The organism is Pseudomonas sp. NPDC089401 (genome assembly GCF_044749485.1).
Taxonomy (GTDB): domain Bacteria; phylum Pseudomonadota; class Gammaproteobacteria; order Pseudomonadales; family Pseudomonadaceae; genus Aquipseudomonas.
This window is the reverse complement of sequence record NZ_JBIVIA010000013.1, coordinates 40,022-66,646: the sequence shown is the minus strand read 5'-3', so window position 1 is coordinate 66,646 and position 26,625 is coordinate 40,022. Positions and strand designations below refer to the sequence as shown.

At 59.9% G+C, this 26,625-nt stretch carries 24 protein-coding genes and 3 pseudogenes; 10 read left to right on the top strand and 17 right to left on the bottom strand.

What is annotated here, in order from left to right:
- Positions 1-93: 93 nt before the first annotated feature.
- Positions 94-288 (bottom strand): hypothetical protein, encoded by a 195-nt coding sequence (locus ACIP21_RS24545; RefSeq protein WP_400693234.1) that lies wholly within the window; start codon positions 286-288, stop codon positions 94-96.
- On the opposite strand from ACIP21_RS24545, the gene ACIP21_RS24540 reads away from it, so the two are divergent.
- Positions 283-1,608: a sigma 54-interacting transcriptional regulator gene (locus ACIP21_RS24540; protein ID WP_400693232.1), complete on the top strand. Its 1,326-nt coding sequence runs from the start codon at positions 283-285 to the stop codon at positions 1,606-1,608. The genes ACIP21_RS24545 and ACIP21_RS24540 overlap by 6 nt on opposite strands.
- Before the next feature lie 9 nt (positions 1,609-1,617).
- Here the strand turns inward: ACIP21_RS24540 and ACIP21_RS24535 are convergent, their stop codons facing one another.
- From ACIP21_RS24535 to ACIP21_RS24485, 11 genes and pseudogenes are all read right to left on the bottom strand, one after another.
- A complete protein-coding gene (locus ACIP21_RS24535) occupies positions 1,618-3,816 on the bottom strand; it encodes an LTA synthase family protein (protein ID WP_400693230.1) in 2,199 nt (732 codons plus the stop codon).
- 132 nt (positions 3,817-3,948) lie between these two features.
- Entirely contained in the window at positions 3,949-5,226 is a 1,278-nt protein-coding gene (locus ACIP21_RS24530; RefSeq protein WP_400693227.1) for a hypothetical protein, read from the bottom strand.
- Positions 5,227-5,274: 48 nt separating this feature from the next.
- Positions 5,275-6,033, bottom strand: coding sequence for a hypothetical protein (locus tag ACIP21_RS24525; protein WP_400693225.1), 759 nt, complete (start codon positions 6,031-6,033; stop codon positions 5,275-5,277).
- Between the two features lie 28 nt (positions 6,034-6,061).
- On the bottom strand, positions 6,062-6,742 hold the full coding sequence (locus tag ACIP21_RS24520; RefSeq protein ID WP_400693223.1) for a C39 family peptidase: 681 nt from the start codon (positions 6,740-6,742) through the stop codon (positions 6,062-6,064).
- Positions 6,743-6,805: 63 nt separating this feature from the next.
- Entirely contained in the window at positions 6,806-8,239 is a 1,434-nt protein-coding gene (locus ACIP21_RS24515; RefSeq protein WP_400693220.1) for a heme utilization protein, read from the bottom strand.
- 47 nt (positions 8,240-8,286) lie between these two features.
- Positions 8,287-8,859: an adhesin gene (locus tag ACIP21_RS24510; RefSeq protein ID WP_400693218.1), complete on the bottom strand. Its 573-nt coding sequence runs from the start codon at positions 8,857-8,859 to the stop codon at positions 8,287-8,289.
- 1 nt (position 8,860) lies between these two features.
- Positions 8,861-9,304, bottom strand: coding sequence for a hypothetical protein (locus ACIP21_RS24505; protein WP_400693215.1), 444 nt, complete (start codon positions 9,302-9,304; stop codon positions 8,861-8,863).
- A gap of 296 nt (positions 9,305-9,600) precedes the next feature.
- On the bottom strand, positions 9,601-10,152 hold the full coding sequence (locus ACIP21_RS24500) for an AAA family ATPase (RefSeq protein WP_400693213.1): 552 nt from the start codon (positions 10,150-10,152) through the stop codon (positions 9,601-9,603).
- Positions 10,149-10,715 carry a nicotinamide riboside transporter PnuC gene (pnuC, locus tag ACIP21_RS24495; protein ID WP_400693210.1) on the bottom strand — a complete coding sequence of 189 codons (567 nt, stop codon included), beginning with the start codon at positions 10,713-10,715 and terminating at the stop codon, positions 10,149-10,151. The genes ACIP21_RS24500 and pnuC overlap by 4 nt, the downstream gene beginning before the upstream one ends.
- A gap of 92 nt (positions 10,716-10,807) precedes the next feature.
- Positions 10,808-11,542, bottom strand: a complete 735-nt coding sequence (locus ACIP21_RS24490; protein ID WP_400693393.1) for a methyl-accepting chemotaxis protein — start codon at positions 11,540-11,542, stop codon at positions 10,808-10,810.
- Positions 11,543-11,680: 138 nt separating this feature from the next.
- Positions 11,681-12,352 (bottom strand): annotated as a pseudogene (locus ACIP21_RS24485) (cache domain-containing protein); the annotation flags it as partial.
- A gap of 387 nt (positions 12,353-12,739) precedes the next feature.
- Between ACIP21_RS24485 and ACIP21_RS24480 the strand changes: the two are divergent.
- Both ACIP21_RS24480 and ACIP21_RS24475 read left to right on the top strand, forming a co-directional pair.
- Positions 12,740-13,570, top strand: a complete 831-nt coding sequence (locus tag ACIP21_RS24480) for an undecaprenyl-diphosphate phosphatase (RefSeq protein WP_400693207.1) — start codon at positions 12,740-12,742, stop codon at positions 13,568-13,570.
- A 1-nt stretch (position 13,571) separates the two neighbouring features.
- Positions 13,572-14,000: a DUF1294 domain-containing protein gene (locus ACIP21_RS24475; RefSeq protein WP_400693204.1), complete on the top strand. Its 429-nt coding sequence runs from the start codon at positions 13,572-13,574 to the stop codon at positions 13,998-14,000.
- A 71-nt stretch (positions 14,001-14,071) separates the two neighbouring features.
- Here ACIP21_RS24475 and ACIP21_RS24470 read toward each other — a convergent pair whose 3' ends face one another.
- Positions 14,072-14,428 (bottom strand): MmcQ/YjbR family DNA-binding protein, encoded by a 357-nt coding sequence (locus ACIP21_RS24470; RefSeq protein ID WP_400693201.1) that lies wholly within the window; start codon positions 14,426-14,428, stop codon positions 14,072-14,074.
- 128 nt (positions 14,429-14,556) lie between these two features.
- On the opposite strand from ACIP21_RS24470, the gene ACIP21_RS24465 reads away from it, so the two are divergent.
- The gene (locus ACIP21_RS24465; protein ID WP_400693198.1) at positions 14,557-15,417 is read left to right on the top strand and encodes a lipopolysaccharide kinase InaA family protein; all 861 of its coding nucleotides are present in this window, start codon (positions 14,557-14,559) and stop codon (positions 15,415-15,417) included.
- Between the two features lie 12 nt (positions 15,418-15,429).
- On the opposite strand, the pseudogene ACIP21_RS24460 reads toward ACIP21_RS24465, so the two are convergent.
- Positions 15,430-15,888: pseudogene (locus tag ACIP21_RS24460) on the bottom strand (LysR substrate-binding domain-containing protein); the annotation flags it as partial.
- A gap of 1 nt (position 15,889) precedes the next feature.
- Positions 15,890-16,846 (bottom strand): annotated as a pseudogene (locus tag ACIP21_RS24455) (IS481 family transposase); the annotation flags it as partial.
- 504 nt (positions 16,847-17,350) lie between these two features.
- Between ACIP21_RS24455 and ACIP21_RS24450 the strand changes: the two are divergent.
- The 6 genes from ACIP21_RS24450 (at position 17,351) to ACIP21_RS24425 (ending at position 23,310) form a co-directional block, all read left to right on the top strand.
- On the top strand, positions 17,351-18,091 hold the full coding sequence (locus ACIP21_RS24450) for a sulfite exporter TauE/SafE family protein (protein WP_400693195.1): 741 nt from the start codon (positions 17,351-17,353) through the stop codon (positions 18,089-18,091).
- 72 nt (positions 18,092-18,163) lie between these two features.
- Positions 18,164-18,454 carry a DUF1330 domain-containing protein gene (locus tag ACIP21_RS24445; protein ID WP_400693193.1) on the top strand — a complete coding sequence of 97 codons (291 nt, stop codon included), beginning with the start codon at positions 18,164-18,166 and terminating at the stop codon, positions 18,452-18,454.
- A 735-nt stretch (positions 18,455-19,189) separates the two neighbouring features.
- Positions 19,190-20,239, top strand: a complete 1,050-nt coding sequence (locus ACIP21_RS24440; protein WP_400693190.1) for an ABC transporter substrate-binding protein — start codon at positions 19,190-19,192, stop codon at positions 20,237-20,239.
- Positions 20,240-20,353: 114 nt separating this feature from the next.
- Positions 20,354-21,214, top strand: coding sequence for an ABC transporter permease (locus ACIP21_RS24435; RefSeq protein WP_400693187.1), 861 nt, complete (start codon positions 20,354-20,356; stop codon positions 21,212-21,214).
- Positions 21,207-22,274, top strand: coding sequence for a glycine betaine/L-proline ABC transporter ATP-binding protein (locus ACIP21_RS24430; protein WP_400693185.1), 1,068 nt, complete (start codon positions 21,207-21,209; stop codon positions 22,272-22,274). The genes ACIP21_RS24435 and ACIP21_RS24430 overlap by 8 nt, the downstream gene beginning before the upstream one ends.
- A gap of 247 nt (positions 22,275-22,521) precedes the next feature.
- On the top strand, positions 22,522-23,310 hold the full coding sequence (locus ACIP21_RS24425) for an NAD(P)-binding domain-containing protein (RefSeq protein ID WP_400693183.1): 789 nt from the start codon (positions 22,522-22,524) through the stop codon (positions 23,308-23,310).
- 52 nt (positions 23,311-23,362) lie between these two features.
- Here ACIP21_RS24425 and ACIP21_RS24420 read toward each other — a convergent pair whose 3' ends face one another.
- Positions 23,363-25,303 (bottom strand): methyl-accepting chemotaxis protein, encoded by a 1,941-nt coding sequence (locus ACIP21_RS24420; RefSeq protein WP_400693180.1) that lies wholly within the window; start codon positions 25,301-25,303, stop codon positions 23,363-23,365.
- Positions 25,304-25,407: 104 nt separating this feature from the next.
- The gene (locus ACIP21_RS24415; protein WP_400693177.1) at positions 25,408-26,460 is read right to left on the bottom strand and encodes a proline racemase family protein; all 1,053 of its coding nucleotides are present in this window, start codon (positions 26,458-26,460) and stop codon (positions 25,408-25,410) included.
- Positions 26,461-26,625 lie beyond the last annotated feature (165 nt).

The window sequence follows — 26,625 nt, the reverse complement described above, 5'->3', positions numbered from 1 at the left end:
TTCAGGTTTATCACGCGTTGCAGTGCGGGGTTACTCGTACTGATGCTCCAAGTTGGCCATGGAGTCACACAGCGCTTGTAAATTTTTTTCAGGTCACTGTTTTATCTTTCCTGCGCCGCCTGTGACGCCATGAAAAAAGAAAAATTCCCGCGGCACATTGACGCGGCAAACACCAGCAGACAGACGGTAGTGGGCAGCGTCAAGTTCGTTGCTACTGTTAATCAGGCGCCGCAACTTACTGTTTTCACGTAAAAAACCACAAATTGGCGCCAAGGAACGGTCATGCATGATACCGCCACCCTTCGTCGCTTGCTGATCGTCGACCCCTGCGACGATTGCCACCGTTTGCTGCCGGGACTGGAGCCTGCCGGCTGGGATGTGCACAGTTGCAGCCTGGACCTGGCCCTGGAGCACCGCTGCGATGTCGGCCTGCTGCGCCTGCAGGAATCGCACCTGCGCCATCCAGATGCGGTCAAGGACATGATCAAGCGCAGCAATACCGAATGGATTGCAGTGCTCAGTGCCGAACAATTGCGCATGCAGAACGTTGGCGATTTTGTCTGCGAATGGTTTTTTGACTTCCACACCTTGCCGTTCGACGTCTCACGGGTACTGGTGACTCTGGGCCGGGCGTTTGGCATGGCGCGTTTGCGCGGCAAGGGCGCGGTGCGGGTCGACGGCCTGGAGCACGAGCTGCTGGGCGACAGCCGGCCCATCCTGGAGCTGCGCAAGCTGCTGGGCAAGCTGGCGCCGACCGAATCCCCGGTGCTGATCCGTGGTGAGAGCGGCACCGGCAAGGAACTGGTGGCGCGCACGTTGCATCGGCAGTCGCAACGCTGCGAGATGCCCTTTATCGCCATCAACTGCGGAGCGATCCCCGAACACCTGATTCAGTCGGAGCTGTTCGGCCACGAGAAAGGTGCGTTCACGGGGGCTCACCAGCGCAAGGTCGGGCGCATCGAGGCCGCCCACGGTGGAACCTTGTTCCTCGATGAAATTGGCGACCTGCCACTGGAGCTGCAGGCCAACCTGCTGCGTTTCCTGCAGGAAAAGCACATCGAGCGGGTCGGTGGCAGCCAGCCGATTCCCGTGGATGTCCGGGTGCTGGCGGCAACCCACGTGGACCTGGAGAAAGCCATCGAGCAAGGGCGCTTTCGGGAAGACCTGTACTACCGCCTGAACGTACTGCAAGTGGTCACGGCGCCACTGCGCGACCGGCATGGCGACCTGTCGATGCTGGCCAACCATTTTTCACACTTCTACAGCCTGGAAACCGGGCGCAGGCCACGGTCCTTCAGCGAACATGCGCTGGCCGCGATGGGCCGGCACCATTGGCCCGGCAACGTGCGCGAACTGGCCAACCGGGTGCGGCGCGGCCTGGTGCTGGCCGAGGGCCGTCAGATCGAGGCCCAGGACCTTGGCCTGCTGGGCCTGGAACCCGAAGAGCAGCCGCTGGGCACCCTGGAAGACTACAAGCACCGGGCCGAGCGCCAGGCGCTGTGCGATGTGCTGGACCGCCACAGCAACAACATGAGTATCGCCGCCAAGGTGCTCGGGGTCTCGCGGCCGACCTTCTACCGCTTGCTGCACAAGCACCAGATTCGCTGAAGGCTGCGTTCAGCTGGATTGCTCGGCCTGGCTGTCGGCGAAGTCCTCCAGCGGCTCTTCCTCGCCTGGCAATGCGGTGATCACGCTGAAATCGCTGACTTCCACTTCGCCGCCACCATAGCCGAGAAGGTGGAAGGAAAACGCCTTGCGCACCGTCGGGTTGTCGAAGCCGAACTCCATTTCCAGGGGTTCGGCCGCCGTGACCCGGATCTCCTCCGGCAGGCCCAGTGGCACATCCTGCTCCCGTTCCTTGGCGATCAGCCGGATATAGGCGGCGTGCTGCGGGTCGAGCGCCCGCACCTTGACCCGCACGCGGGTGCGCGAACCCTCTGGCATTTCCAGGTATTGCGCGCCGATCAGGTTGTCGGCCCAGTCGTCGTTGATGCGCGCCTGCAACTGGATCGCGGAAGGCCCGCCGAACTGGTAGCGCAGATTGAGCGGCGTGTGCAGCAAGGATTGATCGAGGGTGGTGGCCAGGGTGTCGATCTGCTGCCCCAGGCTGCTGTCGGCGGGCCCGAGGTACTTGGCCCGGTCGGCGATGAAGCCTTGGCTGGCATAGCGCCGGCAGCGCTGCTGAAAGTCGCACTCGGTGAACACGCCCTGGCCATCGTGGTAGCGCAACATGCCGTTGGTGTAGGAAATCATCTCGCGGCCACTGTCATAGGTGCGAAACAGCGAGCGGCCGCCCAGTGCCACGGGAATTGGCAGGTTGAAGTAGTCCAGCAGCGAGGTGGCCAGGTCGATGTGGCCGTAGGTGCCTTGCTTGATGTGCGGCAATTGCGCCTGATCCGGCGCGAGCGTCAGGTTGAAGCCCCAGGAAGAGGCCAGCCGCACCCCGTCGATGCCATGGGACTCGTCGGAGGTGACCACCACCAAGGTGTCCTTGAGCACCCCCTGGCGTTCGAGGTTGTCGAGAAACGCACCGATCGCGTCATCCAGGTAGGCCACCGCCGCCTGCTTGGCGGTGGCGTGGCGCGCCAGGTAATCGGCGGGCGCCGAGTAGGGCTGGTGGGTGCCCACCGTCAACAGGGTGAGCATCCACGGGCGGTCCTGCTGTTGCAGCTGGCCCACGTAGTCCAGGGCGCCTTCGAAGAAGGCCCGGTCATCCTTGCCCCAGGGGAACGCCAGGTAATTGTCCTGCTTGAACCACTCCAGCCCGTGCACCGACTCGAAGCCGATGTGCGGCATGATGCGGTCCTTGGCCATGAAGCGCAGGCCGGCGCCTTGCAGGTAGTGGGTGGTGAACCCGGCCTGGCGCAACTGCGCGGGCAGGCATGCCTGGTTGCGCTGCTGCTGGGTCAGCAGTTCCATGCCCTTGGGCGTGCCGTTGGCCAGTTTGTCGTAGTCGCCACAAAGCATGGCGTACAGGCCGCGGATGGTCTGGTGGGTGTGCAGCACGTAGTCCGGGGTGTTCATGCCGCGCTCGGCCCAGCGGCCGAGGTTGGGCATGGGGTCGTCGTCGAAGCGGCTGTGCAGGGCCTGGCGATTGGGCCGCAGGTAGGCACCGGGGATGCCCTCGAGGGTGATGACCAGCAGGTTGCGCGCCTTGCCTGGCGCCGCCAGCAGGCGCTGGCCGGTCAGGTCGTGCTGGGTGAGCCCGGCGGTGGGCAGCGGTGTGGGCGCCGCCGGCTGGCCCAGCCAGCCTTCGGCGCGCCGTTGCAGTTCACCGACGCCGGCGGACAGTGCCTGGTGGGGCAGGTTGTACTGGCGCCATTGCTCGGCATCGCTCGGGGCCAGCTGCTGGCTGCACCAGTGCGCGCCGAACAGCACGGCGGGGATAGCCCAGGCCTTGTACGGCAACCGTGCTTGCCGCTGACCACGTGCGCGCCAGCGGCTCAGTGCCCAGACGAGCAGCCCGGCACCCAGCGACAGCCCCAGCCAGGCGTGGGCAAAGCCGCCGCCGGTGGAGTTCTCCATGAACTGCGGGTCGAACAGGTAGCCCAGGTCGGCCGCCACCGGTAGCCGGCCGACTGCGCTGACCAGCTCGGCCGAGGCGATCCACAGCCCGCCCCAGGCCAGCAGCAGCGGCAGGGCGAGCCACCACGGGCGGCGATGCAGGAGCAGCACCAGCAGGCTGCCGAGGGCGAGGTCCGACAGGTAGCCGAGCGGGTTGGACCATCCCAGCAGGGCGCGCGCAGCCATGGGGAGCACCATGACCAGGGTCGCCAGGGCGAGGAGCCGGGTGCGTGGAGGACCAGGCAGCTTCATCACGAAAATTTCCTTATTGCCATCAAGATGTCACAGAGTTGTGCTCGATGATATCAGGCTGGGCGTCAGGAAAGTGGCGTGGTACAAGGCTGGTTACCAATTGGCGGGGCTGCCGGGCAGCCCCTTGCTTCATCAGAAGTAGTACGGGAATTTCAGGCTGAAGGAGAAGTCCGGGGCGTCTTCGGTGAGTCCGATGGACAGGTTGGGGACGATGGTCAGGTTGTCGGTGGCGGCAAAGGTCAGGCCGACGTTGAAGTTGGCGGCGTTGTAGTCGCTGTTGCTGATCGACTGCCAGTCGCCGCCATCGGGCTTGATCTTGCTCTTGCGGGCGAATTGGTCGGTCACCGAGAACGACATGCTCATGCGTTCGTTCAAGGCAAAGGCGATGCCCCCGCCGATCTGCCAGGAATCGCCGAGTTTCACATCTCCCGGCACCTTCGAGTTGACCTGCGGGCTGATATCGCTGAACGAGTCCTGCATGTTGTAGGTGTAGGACAGGCTGCCGAACAACACCGCCGGGTCGAAGGTCTTGACCAGCGAGATGCCGGGCGTGATCGACCAGACACCGTTGCCGGTCGGCAGGTCTTCAGGCACGGAGAGGTTGTCGTTGCCCGCGACTTCGCGCAGCTTGATGCCGTACGGGTCCTTGCCGGTGGGGGCCTTGACCCGCAGGGTGGCGACCGCATCGGGCCAGTTTTCCGACTCGTCGAGGAACTTGTAGGCGACGCCGACGTTGATGTCGCCGATTTCCGGGTCACGGGTGACGGTGGCATCGGACACGGTCGGGCCGGCGCCACCGGCGCCACCGGAAGAGTAGGTGGACTCGCGGTAGATGATCGGCACGTTGATGTCGAACTGCCAACGCTGCGCCAGGTTGTAGCGCGCCGTGAGGTCGAGGGTCCAGTTGTCGGCCTTTACACGGTCGACGTTGATGTTGCCGAGGAAGATCGAGTCCAGCGCCAGGAAACCGTTGAGCACCAGGGCGCGGGTGTCGTAGTGGGTATAGGTCAGGCCGGTTTCGACACTGAATTTGCCGCCGCCGAAGAAGCCACTGGCTTCGTCGTACAGGTTGGACACGCTCTGCGCCGGTTCCGAGTCGTCCTTCAGCGACTGGCCGTAGGAGCTGCCCGAGGTACCCGGTGCGCCAGCGGCCACGGTCTGGCCACCTTTGACCGGCTCTGCCGGCGACTTGGTCAGGCGCCGGGGCGCAGGTGCCGCAGGGGCTTCTTCGACCTGACGAAGGCGTTGTTCCAGCACCATCAGGGCATTCTGCTGCGCTTCATAGCGTTGCTTGAGCTGGACCAGCTCCTGTTTCAACGCTTCGACCTGTGGGTCTGCTGCATACAGCAATGATGCTGGCGCCAAGGTACTCAGACAAACCACTGCTCTGAACGTCAACGATCGATGCATGGAATAGCCGTCCCTTCTGACTACTTATTTGATGAGACTGAGCGTAGATCAGTATCCGAAACCGCGTAGGCCTTTGAGTTGATCGAGGTTGTTGATGGCGGTGGCGGCGGGCGCTCTGTCGCGCATGACCACATTGAGGGCGGTGATGTTGCGCACATCGTTGCCGCCGCCGAGCAGTGTGGTGTTCTGCAGCAGGCCACCCTGGGCCAGGCGCTGCAGGCTGCTGCCCTGATTGTTGTTGGCGACGATGTTCAGTTGCACGCCGCCGGTCCCGCTCGAGGACACGCTCAGCGAGCCCGCGCCGTTGGCGCCGGTGAGGGTGGCGCCGGGGGCCAGCAGTTGGCCTTGCGGCTGGGTGTCGGGGGCCGAATTGCCCTTGGTCACATTGATGTCGACGTTGTTGTAGGCGGTATTGTAGTCACCCGCTGCGCGCACCGCCTGGGTGACGCCCTGGGTGCTGTTCAGGCCATTGCCGCCGGTGACGCTGCCAGTGCCCTGGGCGGGGGCTGGCGTCGACGGCGCGGGAGTGGGGGTGCCTTTCTCGTCGATCATCGATACGTAGAACTGCGGCTTGATGGTGTTCTGCTGCACTTGCATCGCGGTCGTCGCGCCGATCAGTTCGCCCTGGGCGTTCTGCCAGGTACTGCTCATGACCACACCGAAGCTGACGATCCTGCCCGGCATCACGAAACGCCCGCGCAGGTTGGCCAGTTCGTGGTCCTTGAGTTCGATCGGTTTGAATGTCTCGGCCTGGATTGGCAGGCTGGCGGCCATGCACGCCGCGACTAACCAGAATGGAGTCTTCATTGCATGCTCCCGGACCCTAGCAAGGGTATTAGAAGAAGTCACTGCGGATGAACCCGAAGTCCATCAGCTCCGCGTCCTTGACCGGCGTGAAGCTGTTGATGCGGTTCTTGGCGGTCAGCGGCAGGGGTGGGTCGAGCAAGACGTTGTTCTTGTCGTAGCCCTGGCCGATCACGGCGAAGATGATGCCGTTCCAGCCTTTGACGAAGTCGTCGACCTTGTAGCGCTTGTGGCCCAGTACCGGGTCACCGATGTACACCCAGCCTTTGTCCACCCGCTGCAGCACCACGAAGTGCTTGTAGCCGCGGATATCCATCAGCACCACCACCGGGATGCGCACGCTCTCCAGGGTTTCCGGGGCGACCCGGTAACCGCGGGCACGCATGCCGAGGCTTTCGACGTAGCGTTTCATGTCGAGCATGGAGAAGCCCTGGGTACGGACCAGGTCCTGGTCGGCGTTCTCGAGCATGCCTTCGATGATGTGGTTTTCATCCACGTCCAGCCAGTAGGCCTGGCGCAGAATGGTTGCCAGCGCCGCAGCGCCGCAACTGAAATCGGTCTTCTGTTGCACCAGGTCGGCGAACTTGCGTTCACGCACGCTCTGGAGCGGTTTGAACACAACACCACCGCCGGGTATCACGGACAGTGGCATCTGGGCAGCTTCGCTCACGCTGGCGAGGCACAGCAACAACGCCAAGGCGGTAATGCGCATGATCGGGCGCCTTCTTGTTATGTGGAAGAAAAGGCCCCCCGAGGGGGGCCTTCAGTCCAGCGGTCAGAACGAGGTGTTGGAGATGGCCAGCGAGTTGCTTTGCTGGTTGCCCACACCGGCTGCCACGTTGACGCCGAGGTTGCCGCTGCCGCCGTTGACCGAACCACTGAGGGTTGCGGTGTTGGTGACAGGGTTGGCCCAGCCGGTCGGGGTCAGCACTTGGAACGACACGGAGTTGCTCAGGTCGTAAGAGCTGCTTTCACTGTAGCCCTTCGACACGTCGTGCGAAGATTCCGAGGCTTGCTCACCCGATTTCTGGTACGCAGAGGCGGAAGCATTCTCGTAGGCAGATTCGTGAGCCTTCTCGTAGGACGAGTCGCGAGACTTGTCATAGGAGGAGCTGCGAGTCTTGTCGAAGGAAGAATCAAACGCTTTTTCGAACGAAGAGTCGTAGGCGCTCTCGTGCGACTTGTCGATCGACGCATCGAGCGATGCGCTGAGCGAGGCGTCGGCACTCTGGCTGCGAGTACGGTTGCCGAAGGTCTGGCTGCGCGAGGCTTCCACCGAGGCGTCCAGCGAGGCGCTGAGGGTGGTGTTGCTCGACGAGCTGTGGTTGCCGCTGGCAGAGCCGTTGGCGTTCCAGCTGTTGCTGCCGTTGACGTTCGAGGTGCTGGAGCCACTGGCGCTCGAGCTGCTCGAACCACTCGAGTTCCAGCTGCTCGAACCGCTGTTGGCTGCCGCTTGCGCACCGGCCTTGCTCCAGCTCGACGACGCGCTTCTGTCATCGGACGAGTCGAACTGGCCGCTGCGCGACGCCGATCCGCTCTGGGTCGTGGTGAGCGTCAGGGTATCGACACGGTAGGTGCGGTCGGCACTGTTGATCACGGTCAGGCCTGGGCCGCTCTGGTTGGCCGAAGCGGTGGCGGTGGAGTTGCCCAGCCCAGCGTTAGCATTGGCGATGGCCATGGTGTTTTTCTGCTGGTTGAGGTCGCCACCAGCAATGTTGATGCCCATGTTGCCGCTGCCGGCGTTACCCGAGCCGCTCATGTTGGCCGACGCGGTGGTGCCGTAGTTCAGCACCTTGTTGTTGGTGCTCTGCTGGTTGACCCGGGCAGTGGCGCTGGCGGTGCCGAACACGAAGCTGTTGTCGATGGCGGAAGCATCGGCAGCGGCGTTGGCGATGGCGGCGGCGTTGTCCTGCTGGTTGCCGGAACCGGCTGCCACGTTGACACCCACGTTGCCGCTGGCGCCGGTGGCGGAGCTGCTCATTTCAGCTTCGTTGATGGTGCCTTCGTTGCGGATGAAGTTGTTGGTGCTGGTTTGCCGGTCGGTAGCCGTGGCAGTGGCATTGATCGGTACCATCCGCTCTGGCGGGTTGTGGTTGCCATTGTGGTGATGGTCGTTGCCACGACGATCGTTTTGGCCAGCTTGGGCTGCAACAGCCATGATCGCAGCAATTGCGAAAACCAGAGGCTTGATTGCCATCGAGGGTTTCATGGTGTTTCTCCGTCTTTTAGGTTAAGTGTTGTTCTTACCTGTTTGGATCACTGTGCAACGTGCACGCTGAAGGTGTTGGCCATGCGGTTTCCCACCCCGGCGCTCTGATTCAACTGGATCACCCCACGGCTACCGGTGAAGGCCTGGTCACTCGTGTTGACCTGGCGATAGCCGGTGTCGGAGCCAGTTGCATCGGAGGTATTGACCAGCGCCACGTTCTGTTGCATGAGGACGCTGTCGTCGAGACTTTGCGGCTGGGCACTGATGCTGATGCGCAGTGCGTTGGCCTGCTGGTTGGCGGCGCCGGCGGTCTGGTTCACGCCCAGTGCGCCATTGCCGTTGCTGAATGCATCGCCTTGGATGCTGGCCCGGGTATCACGCGCGCCATCGACCTGGCCGCCCATGCGTTGGCGGATCTCGGTGATGGCGTTGGCGTCGCGGCCGGTGGCCAGGGCGCGGGCGTTGCTCTGCTGCTGCAGGTCGCCGGCGGCCTGGTTGACGCCCACGTTGCCTTGATAGTTGGCACCTGAGCTGTCGATGGTGGCGTTATCGATGATGGGGGACTGGGCAAAGGCCGAGGCACAGCACAGCGAGGCCAGGATCAGCAGGGTCTGCCTCATCTCATTGGCCTCCGGTCAGGATCTGCAGGGGCGCCAGGCCGCGCTGCACGCTGGAGTTGACCATGTTCGAGATGCCGTTGCCGGAGCCCGAACCGCGGCCGGCGGCCAGGTTGGGCAACTGGGTCTGGTTGCTGATGTTGCTGCCGATGCCGTTGGTCTGCTGGGTGACCAGGTTGGAAATCCCTGCGCCGCTGCTGATGCTGGCGAAATCGCCATCACTCAGTTCGTTGGTCTGCTTGAGCACCTGCGCGGAAGGGTTGGTATTGACGGTGGTCGGGTTCGGGTCGGGTGCGAGCGGGGCACGGAAAGCGGTGCGGGTCTGCACATCGCGAGTGATCACCACCACGCCGTTCTTGTCGGCCAGCGCGGGCACAGCCGCCAGGCCAGTGCCTAGTGCACATCCGGCCAGCAGCAGGTGGCAGATGCGTTTATCCAGTTTTCCCATGGCGGCTACTCCTTCTTCGGGCGCTGGCGTGGTTCAGCGTTGCGAAGGAGGAGAGCGAAAGTCGTGCCGACTTTGATTTATTGAGGTTAATCAACAGTTTGCATGCACTGCCTGAGGACTGTGTGAATATCTTGTATCAGCCCTGAGACACTTTTTTCGTGACAAGGCCGCAATCCCAGCCACTGCGTTGCCGTTGATCACTTTTCATGAGTGTTTCACCCGCTTGACAGTGACCCCGCAAATGCCGGGGAAGCCCGAAATAGGGGGTATACGCCCGGGCGCGGTGTGTCAGCAGGTTAACACTCGGTGGCGCAGACCGGGCTTTTGCCGGCCAGCAGACGCTGCACGGCCTGCAAGGCCGCGGCACTGCGCTGTGGCCAGTTGCCGCCGATCACCTGCACCGGCTGGCGATGGCGCTGCAGCCAGGCGAGGCTGTCGTCGAAGAACGCCATGCGCTCTGCCAGCGCCGGCTGGCTGCGCTGGCCATCGGCAACCCAGCCGACGTCCAGCGGGCTCAGCAGCAGGTGCAGGTCGTAGTGGCGGGCGAGCAAGGCCTGTTCCAGCCAGGGTGGGCAGTCATTGAACAACGCACGGCTCCACAGCATGTTGCTCAGCAGGTGGGTGTCGAGAATCAGCAGTTCCGGCGCCTGCTGCCGCGCCAGGTCCTCCCAGCCCAGTTGCCCGCGGGCAATGCTGGCGACGTCGGCGAAGCAGGTGTCGCGGCATTCCTGGTCGATGAAATGGCGCACGTACTCGGCCACCACGATGCCGCCGAAATGGGCCTGGATCTCGCCGCTGAGCCAGCTCTTGCCGCTGGACTCGGGGCCGCACAGCACCAGGATCTTCATGCCGCCACCAACGCCGGGTCACGGCGCCATTCGAGCCAGCCGCGCACGGCGATCAGGGTCAGCAAGGCGAACAGGCCCGCAGTGAAGTACAGCTGCTGGTGCAGGTAGAGGCCGACGTAGATCACGTCCACCACCACCCACAGCGGCCAGCATTGCACGCGCTTCTGGGCCATCCACAGCTGCGCGACCAGGCTGAAGCCGGTGAGCGTGGCATCCAGCCATGGCATCGCGGCATCGGTCCAGTGGGCCATGGCGGCGCCAAGGGCGACGCTGAGCAGCCCGCCGCAGGCCAGCCCGGCAAGCACTGCCGGCAGCGCCAGGCGCGACACCAGGCGCGCATCCTCGACCCGCTCGGGGCGCTTCCACTGCCACCAGCCATACAGTTGCAGCACCGCGTAGGCCAGCTGCAGGAGCATGCCGGAGTACAGCTTCACGTCGAAGAACAGCCAGCCATAGATCAGCACCATCACCAGGCCGATCGGCCAGCACCAGGCGTTTTGTTTGACGGTGAGCCAGACGGCGATGACGCCGAGCACGGCGGCGATGAGTTCGAGGCCGGACATCGGCGATCCTTGGAACGAAAGGGGGCGCGATTGTAGCCTGTGGCGGCGGCAAGGAGTAGGCGCGATACCCGGGGGAATCGCGCGAGCGCCCATTACACCCGGAACTGTCGCAGCAACTGTTCCAACCCTTCGCTCAATTGCCCCAGGGCGGTACCCGCATCGCTCGACAGGCGTGCTGCATCGGCGGTCTGCTGCGACAGGCCGGCGGTATCCAGCACGTTGCGGTTGATCTCCTCGACCACGTGCGATTGTTGCAAGGTGGCGCTGGCGATCGAGGCGTTGAGTGCCGTGAGGTTGTGCAGTGCCTGGCTGATGGCGTCCAGGCTGGTGCCGGCCTGGCGGGCTTGCTCGACCGTCTGGCGCGAGGCTTCGCTGCTGGTGTCGATGGCCCTGACCGCAGCATCCGACTGGCCTTGCAGGTGCTCGATCATGGTGTGGATCTCGGCGGTCGACTGCGCGGTGCGCTGGGCCAGCAGGCGCACTTCGTCGGCGACCACGGCAAAGCCGCGGCCCTGTTCCCCGGCCCGGGCCGCTTCGATGGCGGCGTTGAGGGCGAGCAGGTTGGTCTGCTCGGCGATCGAGCGGATCACCTCCAGCACGCCACCGATCCGGGTGCTGTGCCCGGCCAGGTCACGGATCACCTGGACGGCCTGGTCGATGGTCGCCGACAGCCGGTCGATCTGTTGCAGGCTGCCGTGGATGGCCTGCTGGCCGTGTTGCACCTGCTGCTGCGCGGCGCGCATCTCGCCGGCTGCCTGTTCGGCGGTCTTGGCCACATCCTGCACGGCATAGGTGACTTCGTTCACCGCGGTGGCCACCTGGTCCATCTGCAGCGACTGCTGGGCGCTGTGCTGCTGCGCGGCGCCGGCGCTGTCGCCCACCTGCCCGGCGGACTGGGCCAGGGCATGGGCGGCGCCCTGCAACTGGCCGACCACGCCCTGCAGCTTGCCGTTGAAACGGTTGAAGTGCTCGCCCAGGTGGGCGATTTCGTCACGGCCGTGGGTGTCCAGGCGCCGGGTCAGGTCGCTTTCGCCGCTGGCGATGTTGCCCATGGCCTGCACCGCTTGTTGCAAGGGGCGCGCGATGCTGCGTGCGATCAAGGTGACCACCAGGGCCAGCAACAGGGCGATGCCCACGCCGATCAGCGAGGCGTCGCGCAACTGGCGGGCGAATTCGGCCTGTACGTCGTCGATGTACACGCCAGAGCCGATGATCCAGCCCCAGGGCTTGAACAGCTGCACATACGAGGTCTTGGCCACTGGCTCGCTGGCGCCTGGCTTGGGCCAGCGGTAGTTGACCGGGCCGGCGCCCTGGGCGCGGGCGAGGGCGACCATCTCGTTGAACACGGCAAAGCCGTCGGGGTCGCGGATGGCGGAGAGGTCCTGGCCATCTAGCTTGGGGTTGGCCGGGTGCATGATCATGGTCGGCCCCAGGTCGTTGATCCAGAAGTAGTCGTTCTGGTCGTAGCGCAGGGCGCGTACCACTTGCAGGGCCTGCTGCTGGGCCGCCTCGCGGCTGAGGCTGCCGGCGGCTTCCAGGCCCTGGTAGTAGGCCAGTACGCCGGCGGCGGTCTGCACCACGTGGCGGGTCTTTTCTGCCTTGGCCTGGTACAGGCCGCCATGGATCTGGCGCAACATCAACAGGCCCAGCAGCACCAGCATGCCTACCGCAACCACCAGGATCAGCCACAGACGACGGCTGATCGACATCGACCTCAATGTCTTCATCGAAACCACTCCTGCCTTGTTCTTTTTATTCAGGTTGCATCGAAACATGCTTTGCCAGCGGCATGCACCCGACTAATGGCTAAGTGCTAGTTATTGGCTACTCTGCCGTGGGCGCGCGAGCGTTTGCCATGCTGCTTTGATAGGATTTCGGCCGTGCGAGATGAAACCTTTAGGCAGGGTGAACTTTTCCACTGGCGCCGGTCCCAGAAGTCGCTGTAAAAAGGCGCGCCGCGTGCGGTAATCAAAGCAAATCAAGAACAAGGGGCCTGCACCGAGCAGTGCTCCATCGGGGGAATGATGGATTTATGGACTGCCTTCCAGGCAATCATCTTGGGTGTGGTCGAAGGGCTCACGGAGTTCCTGCCGATCTCCAGTACCGGGCACCAGATCATTGTCGCCGACCTGATCGACTTCGGTGGCGAACGGGCCATGGCGTTCAACATCATCATTCAGCTGGCGGCCATCCTGGCGGTGGTATGGGAGTTTCGCGGCAAGATTCTCGAAGTGGTGTTCGGCCTGGCCAGCCAACCGAAGGCGCGGCGCTTTACCGGTAACCTGTTGCTGGCGTTCCTGCCGGCGGTGGTGCTGGGCGTGCTGTTCGCCGACCTGATCCATGAATACCTGTTCAACCCGATCACCGTGGCGACGGCGCTGGTGATCGGTGGGGTGATCATGCTCTGGGCCGAGCGGCGCACCCACACCGTGGCCGTCGAGCATGTCGATGACATGCGCTGGAGCCATGCCTTGAAGATCGGCTTCGTGCAGTGCCTGGCGATGATCCCGGGCACCTCGCGCTCTGGCTCGACCATCATCGGCGGCCTGCTGTTCGGGCTGTCGCGCAAGGCGGCCACCGAGTTCTCGTTCTTCCTGGCGATGCCGACCATGGTCGGTGCGGCGGTGTACTCGGGCTACAAGTACCGTGACCTGTTCCAGCCGAGCGACCTGCCGGTGTTCGCCATCGGCTTCGTGACCTCGTTCATCTTCGCCATGATCGCCGTGCGCGCCTTGCTCAAGTTCATCGCCAACCACAGCTACGCGGCGTTCGCCTGGTACCGCATTGCCTTCGGGCTGCTGATCCTGGCGACCTGGCAGTTTGGCTGGATCGACTGGTCGACGGCGCACGGCTGACATGGCACGGGTTCGGAATACGGCATCGCAGCGCGTCAAGCGGGGTGAGGGTGTGCAGAATGCCCGCCTGAAGTGGCTGGCCCTGGCCGTGCTGTGCCTGCTGCCAGGGCTGGGCGCGTTGCAGCTGGGCTGGAGCGGGCAGAGCTGGGTGCCGTTGGCGTTGTACCCGTTGGTGAGCCTGATCAGCCTTCTGTTGTACTGGCAGGACAAGCGCCAGGCGCAAGACAATGCCTGGCGCACGCCGGAGAAGGTGCTGCATGCCAGCGAGCTGCTCGGTGGCTGGCCGGGGGCGCTGGTGGCCCAGCAGCTGTTTCGGCACAAGACACGCAAGCTGTCCTATCAGCTGGTGTTCTGGGGGATCGTGCTGGTGCACCAGGTGGTCTGGATTGACTACCTGTTCCTTGGGGCGCGGTTTCTGCCCTTTGCTTGAAGGTTGCCTGGGCGGGCCCCTTCGCGGGTGAACCCGCTCCCACAGGGACTGCACCACCTTCGGGTTTGCTCCTACCGGAGGCCTATCTGCATCCGCTTGGGCAGGCGCCGCACCACCAACTGGTGCGACCGCTGCAACAGGTCGCACAGCTCATCCCGGCCCATGGGGTAGGGCGGTTCCATGCTGATCCACTTCGCCCGCGCCAGATAGGGTGCCGGTCGCACCCCAGGCCGATCGCAGTAGCCCAGAAACAACTCGTCGGAAACCTTGAACGACAACCCCGCCCCCGCCAGGTCGAGCACCGCGAACATCTTGTTCCCGGCCACCGAGAACACCCGGATACCGCCCCATTTGTAGTCTTCCCGCGCACCCGGCAGGCCCAGGCAGAACGCTGCCACCTGCTCTTCGGTCATCTTCTGCCTCGACATATCGCTCTCCACACGCTTCTCCGTAGATCGGCGAAGCGCACTAATGGCAAGGGTGATAGCATAGTGCCTTATTTTGCCCTCACCGCAGGGCTACTTGAATCAGCTTCGAATCTCATCAGGGGGATTACGTGCACCATCTGAGTCATCTCACTCGCCATTTCGTTAAAAAGGATATCAATGGCGTGGTGATGTTCGTTGACCCGCTCAGGAGCAGCGAACTAACAGAAGTCGTCACGGCATTCCTGCTGCAACCTGGGAAGCATAAAACCCTCGACATTCCTGAAGCAACACGCGGCGTTTACCTTCTGGGGGCAGCCCAAAAAGTCGTTCTTAAATACAACGCGTTGATTCACTGGAAGAAACGGTTTCAGAATTACTTTGGCTTGAAAAAGACCTATGGCGTGCACGACCTGACCAATGAATTCATCAACCTGTCCGCAGTTGGCGCCAAGTCGGACCTTGCCCCCAAGGTGGTAGCGTTCGGCTACAGGGCACGCTTCCCGTTCCTCAGGGACGAATACCTGCTGGTCGATTTCCTTGAGAACCACAGTAACGTCGATGAGCGTCTTACCGCTCACCCTGAGCAAGCTGCGGTCCTTATGCGCAAGGTATTCACGCTCTTTAGCCGAATGCTGGAGGAAGGTTTCGTGCACATGGACCCCCATCCCAAAAACATTCTGATCGCGCCGGATGGCTCATTGAAGCTTATCGATTTCGAATGCTGTGCTCATACAGTGATCAATCGGGATTTCAGCCTGGGTTTCCTGATGGGCTATTTCTATCACTATTGGGTCAAACGGTTTATTGCGATCGAGGATTATCGGGCATATTGCGAAGCTTATCTCAACGCTGAACAGCCAAATCTGGACCGTAGTGTGTTCACGCCGGTGTTCGAGCGGTTCATATCGCACAAGGTGTCGCGCACCACACGGTATTCCATCCTCACCTGCGAGCAAGCCCAGGCCGAGTTCCGAGCAACCAACCATTAAGCGCCGATGCGTTTAGACATAGCGCTCTCCACACGCCTCGAAGGACGCCGCCAGGTGGTCGATCCACGCCCGCACCGCTGGCAGCAGGCCGCGCCGATGAGGGTAGACGGCCTGCAGGTAGCCGCCCGGCAATGACCAGTCCGGCAACAACCGGACGAGCTCGCCACGTGCCAGCTCTTCTTCGCAGAACATCGCGGGCAGGGCAGTGAAGCCAAGCCCGGCGCGCACGGCGGCATTGCGCACGACGAAGTCGTCGATGGCCAGGCGCGGTTCCAGGGCGATTTCCTGCTGCCGGCCGCCAGGGCCGAGCAGGCGGAAGTGCACCAGCCGGTCGGCTTCGGCGGCACCCAGCACCGGCAGCGAGGCCAGCTCGGCGGGCTCGCGGATATGGTCGGCAAAGCCCGGCGCCGCCACCAGTTGCATCTGCGCCTGGCGCAGGCGGCGGGTGACCAGTGCCGGGTCCTCGTCGCCTGTACGGTCCCGGAATGAGATGGTGCGGATTAATAGTGAATCGCTCTGGATTTTTCGTCCAGGCCTCACAGATCACCTTGAAGGGCGTGCGCCATCTTAAAGCCTTGAGGTGTCTGGCGAAGTTGTAAGCCATCACGAAGGCCAGTACGTGCGCCTTCAGCGCATCGAAGTCGGGATAGTGGAAGGCCTTGATCGTGGCGTCTTTGATCGTCCGGTTCATGCGCTCGACCTGGCCATTGGTCCACGGATGGTAGGCCTTGGTCAGTCGATGTTTGATGGCGTGCTCGTGGCAGACGCGATCAAAGATGTGTCCACCAAACCGATTGGTCGCGCCGTTGCGGTACCGGGGCTGCTCGGTGAAAGCCACACCGTTGTCAGTCAGGACGGTGTGGATCTTGTATGGAAACGCCTGCACGACCTGACGTAGAAACTCAGCGCCATTACGCTTGGTCGGGGAGTCGAAGAACGCGACATAGGTGAACTTTGTGACGCGATCAATCGCCACGAACAGGTGCTGCTTGCCACTCTCAAGGCGTAGCTCGGAGCTATCGATGTGCAGGTAGCCCATCTCCGTTCTGTCAAATTTACCGCGCTTGGCTGCGGCTCCGCTTTTGGGAGCTTGGCTGATCCCGTGGCGCACCAGGCAGCGGTGCAAGGCGCTACGGGTCAGTTGCGGAAAGTAATCAAGTAGGTGGCCCAGCATATCGTCCAAGGGCATCATCGTGCGCTGCCGGAACTCCACCACCATCGCCTCTTCAGAGGCTGTCAGCTTGGCACCGCGCGGGTTGGCAAGCCCCATACGAGCATCCTGCGTAGTGGTTCGTGATCGCCACTTGGCAACGGTCTTCACGTTCAGTCGGTAGCGGGCGGCAAGCTTTCGATTCGACTCTATCGACGCTTGGAGCTCGGCTCGAATTCGCGGCGTCGTGCGGGCTGAGCCATGGATACGTCCTTCCAAAATGCATCCTCCTCCTGGGGGGTTAAGGATGCACCATGACTTTCTGGGACTGAACACCTAGACGAGGCTCTACTCGCGTAAATCTAGGACACCGATTCAGCGTATAAACCTGCGTATGAAGCAGGATGCAGAATCCACTGATTTTTTGGAGGCAATACAGCGGTGAGAGCAGTGGGGATACTGGTGCTGTCCTGTCCCTGAATGGGCATACGTTGGTTCAGTTCAGCAGCATTGGGTCTCAAGGCCTGTTCCGGGGCTGACACTGGCTCGGGCCGACGAGGTATCGCATCGCTTACCAAAAGCTCTGGTAATCGGCTATGCGCATGCCCATGCGGGAGATGGCGGGCAGCATTATTCTCATGTATTGAGTCACTTCCTTCCTATCCTGCACAAACGACGGACCGCACAATGGCTAGCACGGTGGCAGCTTCGTATCGCCTGACGAAATCAAGCTTGAGCGCCTCAATGTAGCAGTCGTCAAAGGATATAGAGGTTGCACCGCCCATGTTATCTGAGTTCCTACTTGTCTCACCTTCAATCACCGCATACGCCCTTTGCTGCGTGTTTGTAGCGGCGGTCGCTCGCGGCTTTTCAGGCTTCGGCTTTACGTTACTCGCGATCATGTCACTGTCTTTCGTGTTGCCGCTGTCGACCATCGTGCCGGCGATGTTCGTGCTTGAGATAGCCGCAGGTGTGAAGCTCTTGCCATCGATCTGGGGCCAAGTCCATTGGTCTTCCATACGTGTGCTTGTGATCACTTCCATTATTGCGACCCCCCTGGGTGCCTACCTCCTGGTCAAAATCCCTGGGGACTACGTTAAGGTCGTGTTAGCCGTCTTAATCATCGCTTGCTGTCTTACGATGATTACGGGGTTCAAGCTCCGAAGAATGCCGTCTTTTATGGAAACAGCGGCAACAGGTACAGGTGCAGGTGTCCTGAATGGCGCCCTGGGCTTGGGTGGGCCCCCAGTTATAGTCTTTTTCCTTGGGTCTCCCTTGGCGCTGGAGGCCGGGCGCGCGTCGATCATTGCAGCATTCCTGGCGATGGACGTTGCAGCGTTGCCCGCATTCTGGGCGCTGGATCTATTCGGGAGAGAGTCTATTCACCTCGGTCTCATGAGCTTGCCTGTACTAGTTCTTGGAGTATGGCTAGGCTCTCGAATCGCAAAGCGGGTAGACGAAGAGGTGGCCCGAAGGGTCATCATCGGGCTGCTACTTTTACTCGCCGTGGGCAGCTTTATCTAATCGTTCCAAGCCGCGACTCTTCGATGGCATCTGGCACTGAAGGGCGTGGCAACACATTCATAGGAGATAAGGATGAAGGGCTACTGGGTTATTTTCGGATCTGCTGTTGCTGACCCCGAGGCGCAGCAGGAATACGGGCGGCTTTGGACTCCTATCGCTGAACGGTACGGCGCCAAGATCAAGACTTTGTCGCCGGACGCCAAGCTAGAGGTCAAGGCGGACGGCCGGGTGCTCGTCGTCGAATTCCCCAGTTACGCCGACGCTAAAGCTTGCTACGAAGATCCAGCTTATGCCGAAGCGAAAAGCTTCGCGCTCCGAGCAGCAAGCCGCGAGTTGATTATCTTGGAAGGAGATCTGAGCTGAGGCTGAAACAGCTCCGCAACGGAGGGTGGGTCGTCATCGGTAGGCTTATTCTGCTTCATAACAGGGCCTTAAAGAATTGCCGCCCCCCCTTCAGCCTTCGAATCCCTCTCATCTCCTACGATTGGGTTGATCAAAAGGAAGCACCCCTGAGATGGGTGTCTTGATCGGGAGTCGTCTATCCTATCCAGACAGCTTACAGCTAGGACCATGGAGCTGGCGGAGCCTTGGCTTCCCGAACTTCTCCACCTCTCCTAGTGGCTGATCCCATGGAAGAGGGTGTTGGTGTCAGGCTCTCCGCCGGCTCCTGAAATGTAGAATTCTGCTGTTAATCGTCCTTTTCTTTATAGACGTTCGTTGTGCCCGACCCCAGAATCAATCTACGTCTCGAAGAGTCGATCGCCATGAAACTACAAGAATACCAGGCTGACGATTGTTCCCAAGGTTGCTCCGTTAGAACGGACGGCCTCCCTGCCTTTTATTTGCCTGAGCCCAGTGTCCTTCATTCCGAGTGCTCCGAGCATTCGTTGGTGATGCTGCGCTCCAGCTCAGCTGATCAAATTTACAAGTCAATCTTTCGCCATCTGCGAGAGAAGGTTTCTGTGTTTCAAAATTTGCAGTAACGGCGCATTCGGCCGCTGTTTAACAGATAATTACCTTGCTCTCTAGTTGAGCTTGGGGCATCTGTGTGCCGATAGATAAGCTCAAGTATAAAATCAATAATGAGGGTGGTCGCGAATGAGCAGTGTGAGAATGGTAGTCTCCCAAGCTGGCGTTAGTCAGGTCGGGTTTAAGAAGCTTCTTTTAGCGACGCCCTTTATGATTGGCTTTGCGGCGATGTCACCCGCAGCCCACGCGGCGGACTGTGGAGCTGTGACGATCGCAAGCATGAACTGGGCCTCAGCTGAGCTGCTCGCGGAGGTGGACAAATTTATTCTCCAGAACGGCTACGAGTGCGACGCGAGCATTGTCCTAGGTGACACCGTCCCTACACTGACATCGATGGCTGAGAAGGGTAAACCAGACGTGGCTCCCGAGTCGTGGACGAGCTTGCGCCCGCCAATTACCCAAAAGAATATTGAAGAGGGCAAGCTGCTCATCGCGAGCAAAGCGTTCACTGAAGGCGGGGTGCAAGGCATCTATGTCCCCAAATTCATCGTCGATGAACATCCTGACATTAAGACAATTGCTGATGCGTTTAAGCATCCCGAACTGTTCCCTGATCCTGAGGATCCATCCAAAGGCGCCTGGTCTGCTGGTCAGCAGGGGTGGGGTGGGACGATCATCGCAAGCCAGTACTACAAGGCCTATAAAGGCAAAGAGGCTGGGTTCAATTTGGTGGATACAGGTTCCGCGGCTGGGCATGATGGTTCTCTGATTCATGCTTACGAGCGTAAGAAAGGGTGGATTGGTTACTACTGGGATCCGACCTCGTTGCTCGGAAAATACCAGATGGTGCGTCTGCCCAGCGGTGCGCCATATGACGAAGCTGAGTGGAACCGTTGCAACAAAGTCGAGAAGTGCGCCGATCCCAAGCCTAATGAATGGCCAGCAGATGAAGTCAACACAATTGTAACCAAGTCGTTTGCTGATCGAGCTGGCTCTGCTTACAATTATCTGAAGACTCGCTCATGGCCTAACGCGACCGTCAGCAAAATGCTTGCGTGGATGGCGGATAATCAGGCAACGGGTGAAGACGGTGCCAAACAGTTCCTCAAGAAAAATCCTGATATCTGGACTAAGTGGGTAGATGCAGACGCGGCTGAGAAAGTTAAGTCCGCTTTGTAATCGCTGACCGGTGTGGCGCCTGATGGCGCCGCTCCCTGCAACCGGGAACAACAAAAAAGAGCCTGGTAAACTGGTATAGGTAAGCATATGACTTGGTTTCAAGATTTTCCTCAAATGGACGAAGACGCTCTGCGTAGCATGAAGCAAGTAATTGATGAAGGCTTCAGAACGTTCACGCGTAGTCATGGCGAAACCATTGAGGGTTTTTTCGCGCCGCTACAAAAGTTTTTGCTTATTTCTGAGAAGTTTATGACTCAGACGCCGTGGCCAATCATTGTGCTCATCATATTGGGCATCGCTTGGGCGGCTAGCAGAAGCATCAAGGTAGTAATCGGAGCACTCGTCGCATTGCTGGCAATCGGATATTTCGGCATGTGGGATGACTCGATGCGTACCATCTCCATGATCTTCGTGTGTACGGTGTTGTCGATCATCATCGGTTTGCCCATCGGGATCCTGATGGCGCGGTCAGAGCGTATTCAGAGGGTAATCAATCCGGTACTGGACGTGATGCAAACCATGCCGAGTTTTGTCTACCTGATCCCAGTGGTGATGTTGCTCGGCATCGGCAGGGTCCCAGGCTTGATCGCGGTGGTCATTTACGCGATCCCGCCGATGATCCGAATGACTAACCTCGGGATTCGCTTAGTCGACAAGGATGTACTAGAGGCCGCAGACGCGTTCGGTTCATCTAACTGGCAGAAGCTCAAGAACGTTCAGCTTCCATTGGCACTGCCCACCATCATGGCCGGTATCAACCAGACGATCATGATGGCGCTGGCTATGGTGGTCATCGCTTCGATGATCGGTGTACAGGGGCTTGGTCAACCAGTGTTGAAAGCCATCGCCAATCAATACTTCACCCTTGGGATTTTCAACGGCCTTGCCATCGTGGGTATTGCCATCATTTTCGATCGAGTCAGCCAGGCATACGGGCAACGACTTCAGAAACACCTGGAGGTGGTCCATGGCTGAGCAAAAATTCGACGGTATCAAAATCCGTAATCTCTACAAAATCTTCGGCCCGCATGCCGCGACCCACATCGACGCCGTAAAGTCGGGTATGACCAAGACCGAGTTGATGGAACGGCATGGGCATGTGCTCGGCTTGCGCGACATTAACCTGGAAATGCCGGCCGGCTGTATTCAGGTCATCATGGGATTATCCGGGTCTGGTAAGTCGACCTTGATTCGCCACATCAACTGTTTGATTGATCCGACGTCTGGCGAAGTGCTGGTCAATGGTGACGATGTGGTGAAGATGAATCCCAACCAGTTGCAAGATTTTCGTCGGCAGCAGACGGCCATGGTTTTCCAAAAGTTTGCTTTGCTGCCTCATCGAAATGTGCTGGAAAACACCGTCTACGGCCTCGATATCCAAAAGCTGCCACGTGCAAAAAGCACAGAAATTGCCATGCGCTGGATTGAGCGCGTAGGCCTCAAAGGATTCGAGAAGAAGTACCCGAACCAGTTGTCCGGGGGTATGCAGCAGCGTGTTGGTCTGGCTCGAGCGTTGGCAAACGATGCACCGGTTCTCCTTATGGATGAAGCCTACTCGGCGCTTGACCCGCTGATTCGTATGGACATGCAGACGGTTCTGCTTGATCTCCAGAAGGAGATCAAAAAGACGATTGTGTTCATCACCCATGACCTGGATGAAGCATTGCGTCTGGGGGATCAGATTGCGATTTTGCGAGACGGTCAAGTCATTCAGCAGGGCACAAGCCAGGACATTGTCCTCCGTCCCGCTGACGACTATGTTGCCAATTTCGTGAAGGAAGTGAACCGGGGAAGGGTACTCCAAGTTGAAGCGGTCATGACTCCTGTTCGAGCGGGGGCTGCTTCTACCGGCGCTACTATTGCCGCCGGAACAACGGTGGAGGAGGCCGTTCGTATGCTCGTGTCGGCACCTGACGGAGATGTGACGGTTGTATCTCCAAATGGTAAGGCTCTGGGTGTGGTGACGTTCCGGCGGCTGGCAGAGGCGATGGTCAACGCCAAAGAGTTACCAAGCTTGCGGGTTGTCGCGAAGTAGCCGGGCTCGCGTCAGGCTTCGGGTGAGCCAGATCAGGTCGTGCTCACCCAAAGTGCTCTAACTCGGGCGGCTTGGCACGCAGCCCTTGAATTGATATAGAAATTACCACTACTCGTCCCGCTCGTTATATGCCCAAAGGTTGTACGGTGACATAGTGAAAGCATGACGCCGCAGCGCATTTATTGGTCAAAGCCCCTTTATGCACCGCGGTCAGTTTGCAACTGATCAGAATGGTAGAGGGATAATCATGAGCGTCTTGGGTATCTTGGGTGTCGGAGAGCTTGCCGATAAGCTGGTGAGAGGGCTGCGTCGTAGTGGCTATTCCGGCACCATCCTATTGTCCTCTAGAAACGCCGAGCGCGCCGCTCTGCTCGAAGATGAGTGTGACTGCCGCATCATGGATAGCAACCAGGCGGTGGTGGATGGAGCGGATACCGTCATTGTGGGGGTCCGGCCTCGAACGCTTAACGAGTTGGCTGCTCAGGTTTCATTCCGTGAAGGGCAGCATCTTGTTTCCTTATTGGCTGGTATCTCTCTAGAGCAGCTATCCGAAGCATTCCCAGGTGCCAGCTGTGTGCGTGTCATGCTGTCTTATGCCGCGCTGTTCAATCAATCCACTATTGTCATTTGCCCGCCTGACCCTCGAGCTGAGGAGCTATTGAAGCCGCTTGGGCAATTGGTGGTGGTTAACGATGAGTCATCATTCGAGCTGGCAACGGTTGCGGCATGCATGAATGGCTGGTTCTACTTCTTGCTTCACGATTTGCAGCAGTGGCTGAGTGAAAAGGGCCTCTCTGCGCAAGATGCGAGAACGCTTGTGCTAGGCAATTTGCAAGACTGTATCGCCAGGGCGCAGTACCACCCTGAGCAGTCCTTGAGCGAACTTGGGCAATCGATTGCCACTCCTGGTACGTTTACCTATGCCGGTCTAGAGGTGCTGATGCATCAGCCTGTTAGTGCCAGTTGGGGGGCAGCGTGCGAAGTGGTTTTGGATGCGCTGCTGACCCGCTCGAAGCTGGAATCACAGAAACCATAAGGTGACTTGGACCGTTTGGGAGGAACGCTCGCGCATTCCTCCCTGTTGAGAATTACTGGCGGAAGCGGCCTACCAGTCCTTGAAGTTCAGTGGATACATCGGATAAGCGCTCAGATCCAGTCTTGGCATCACCAGCGAGCTGCTCGACTAGGCATGCGTCCTCATGGATCTGTGTGATGTGTCGATTGATGCCCTCAGCCACCTGATGCTGCTCCTCCGCAGCCGTTGCTATCTGCGTATTCTGGTCGCGGATCTGATCCACTGAGAAACGTATTGATTCGAAGCTCTCACGCGCCTGCCGGATATTTGCGACGCTGGTATCGGAAATGCTCAGGCACGTTTGCATTTGTCGAGTCACATCCTGAGTTCGTCGCCCAAGGCCGCTGAGTAACGAGTCTATTTCCCCGGTGCATTCTCCTGTGCGCCGTGCAAGGGCGCGTACCTCATCGGCAACCACTGCAAAGCCTCTTCCCTGATCCCCTGCACGGGCGGCCTCGATAGCGGCATTCAGTGCGAGTAGATTGGTCTGCTCAGCAATGGCGCCGATGGTTCCTAAGATGGTATTGATGTTTTGGCTGTCGCGTTCGAGCTGCTGCATAGCGATCGTCGAGTCGCGCAATGTTTCGCTAAGCCGAGATACGCTGCTGGTGGCTTCCTCGATGCGGCTCTGGCCATCATGTACTTGTCGCTGACCATCATCGGCGGAGTTTGCGGCTTCAGAGCAGGACCGAGCGACCTCATTGGCGGTAGCCACCATTTCATTGAAGGCAGTAGACACCAGCTCTACTGATTCGCGCTGTCGCCCTGCGGCATGATTCATTTCAGCCGCAGTTTGGGTGGCGGATGATGATGCTTGGTCCAGCAGGGAAGATGCATTGCTTATGCGCTGTATCAGCAGGCGGATTGCTCCAAGGAACTGGTTGAACCAGCGGGCCAGTGTTGCCGTCTCATCCCGCCCTTGAACCTTGAGATCGCGGGTGAGGTCGCCTTCACCCTGTGCGATATCTGCCAGGCCGCCTGAAACTGTCAGGATGGGGCGAACAATCAGGTTAGCGAACCATGCTCCCAGTGCAGCGAATACGATCGAAAGGATGACCACAATCGCTACGACCAACCAGGTGAGCTGTCTAGCAGTTGCCTTGACTTCGTCTTCCTCGATCAGACCGACGAATTGCCAGCCTAATGCTTCGGACCGCCAGCTGTTGGCCATGAAATTGCGCCCGCCCAATTGGACTTTCCCAAGCCCATCGAGTCCTACCAATTCCGCGTAGCCGGGGCCCAGGTTACCGAGTGGCTTGAAATTGTGCTCATCGTTGGTCGGGTCGACCAATACGTTGCCATTACCCTCGATGAGCATCAGGTATCCGGTCTTGCCCAGCTTGATTTTGCGGATGATATCCGTGAGTTGATTGATGGAGACGTCCAAGGCGAACACTCCCTTGGGGTTGCCTTGGTCGTCGCTGATGGTGCGAACGGTACTGAGCAGGATGGCTTTGTCGGCTGGCCAATAATAGGCGTTGGAGCGGAGTGTTTTCCCGGGTTGAGACATCGCAAGCTGGTACCACGGACGCTGCCGGGGGTCATAGCTGTGCCGCTGAGGGTCTTCAGGCCATGTTGCGAAGGTGCCGTCATCACGTCCATAGGACAGATATGCGGTACTGGGATGTGAATGGGCAAACTGCCCGAGTACCTGCATCAGACGCTGGTGATCAGGGGATAGCGAGATGCTGCGTGCTTCGGCCGACGTGTAATTCTTCAATGGGCTAGCGCCGATTACCTGGGGATTGCTGGCGAAGTCATTCACGTTCTGCGAGATGCCATCAAAGAAAATCGCCATGGCGTTTTCAATTTGGCGCATCTCACGGGAGGTACTATCCATGAAGTTGTTTTGCGCCTGTGTGCGGATGTTCATCAGCACGATGACCGCAACCAGCACGACTGGCAGGCAGGCGATGCCCGCGAACGCTAAGGTCAGCTTGTTTTTTATGTTCATGATTGACCCTTTGGAAATTATTATTGGCCAAAAAAAAGCTCCCGATTGATCCACGCAATCGGAAGCCTTGTCTTCGAGCGCGTCAGTCGACGCCACCCATCAGGTCAAGCCCAGATATCCCCGATGGTGAAGCCTTCGGTGAATGGATCGTCGTGATCCAGCACGAAGGTGTTCAGGCCATAAATCCAGCTGGTGCCGGTAACGGTCGGTACCACGGCCTTGTGCTGGCCAATAGTAGTTTCTTGGATCAGGCGGCCGGTGTAGATATTGCCGAGGATGCCTTGGTGGCGGAAATCCTGGTTCAGCGGCAGTTCACCTTTAGCGTGCAGGGTCGCCATCTTGGCGCTGGTGCCAGTGCCGCATGGGCAGCGGTCCAATGCGCCAGTCCACGTGGCAGGGTCGTCCCACGAGAAGGTGCCAGAGGACATGGTGACGGTGTTTTTCCAATCAGCTTTTGGATCGTCGGACGGGCCGGACAATTGAGAGATGGTGATGCCTACGCCAGGATAGTCTGGGTGAGCGACCGGCAACTGCTCAATGGCGGCCTCGCGGATCATCGACGAAACGCGGGCGATTTCACCGCCGTGCTCAGGTTTGAGTTCCAGGCCTTTGAACTGACGTACATCGGCGATGACATAGAACATGCCACCCCAACCGACGTCGACGCGGACTTTACCCAAGTGGGGTACGTCGATGACGGCATCGAGATGAGCAGCGAAGGCGGGGACGTTCTGGAAAGTAACGCCTTTGACCTTGCCGTTCTCGCACTGGGCTTTGATTCGGATCAGGCCGGCGGGGGCTTCGAGTGTAAGCTCGGTCACCGGCTCGGTCATCGGCAGCATGCCCATCTCAAGCAGCACGGTCACTACCGAGATGGTGTTGCCGCCAGACATCACTGGATACTCGATCTGCTCCATGATGACATAGCCAGCGTCAGCCTCAGGATGGCAGGGCGGCACGATAATGTTGCAGCAGTGTGCTGGATAGCCGCGCGGTTCGCGCAGCATCAGTTTACGCAACTGGTCATCATTCTCTTCCAGCCATTTCATCTTGGCGTATACGGTGTCGCCAGGAATGTGCGGGACGCCGCCAGTAATCACACGCATTGGGGTGCCAGCGTGGGTGTCGACCGCGTGAATGGTTCTTTTGAAGGCCATGGGAACTCCAGCTTATTGTTCATATATACAGACAAGCACGCACCCTACCGCTGCGCGCTCTGAGTGAGTCGGGACACGCAACGCGTTAGGGCAACATTGTACGGAAAGCATCAAATGCAGGCTGTGCGCGTCTCCGTATGCGCGCACTCTCTCACCCTTGTTGAT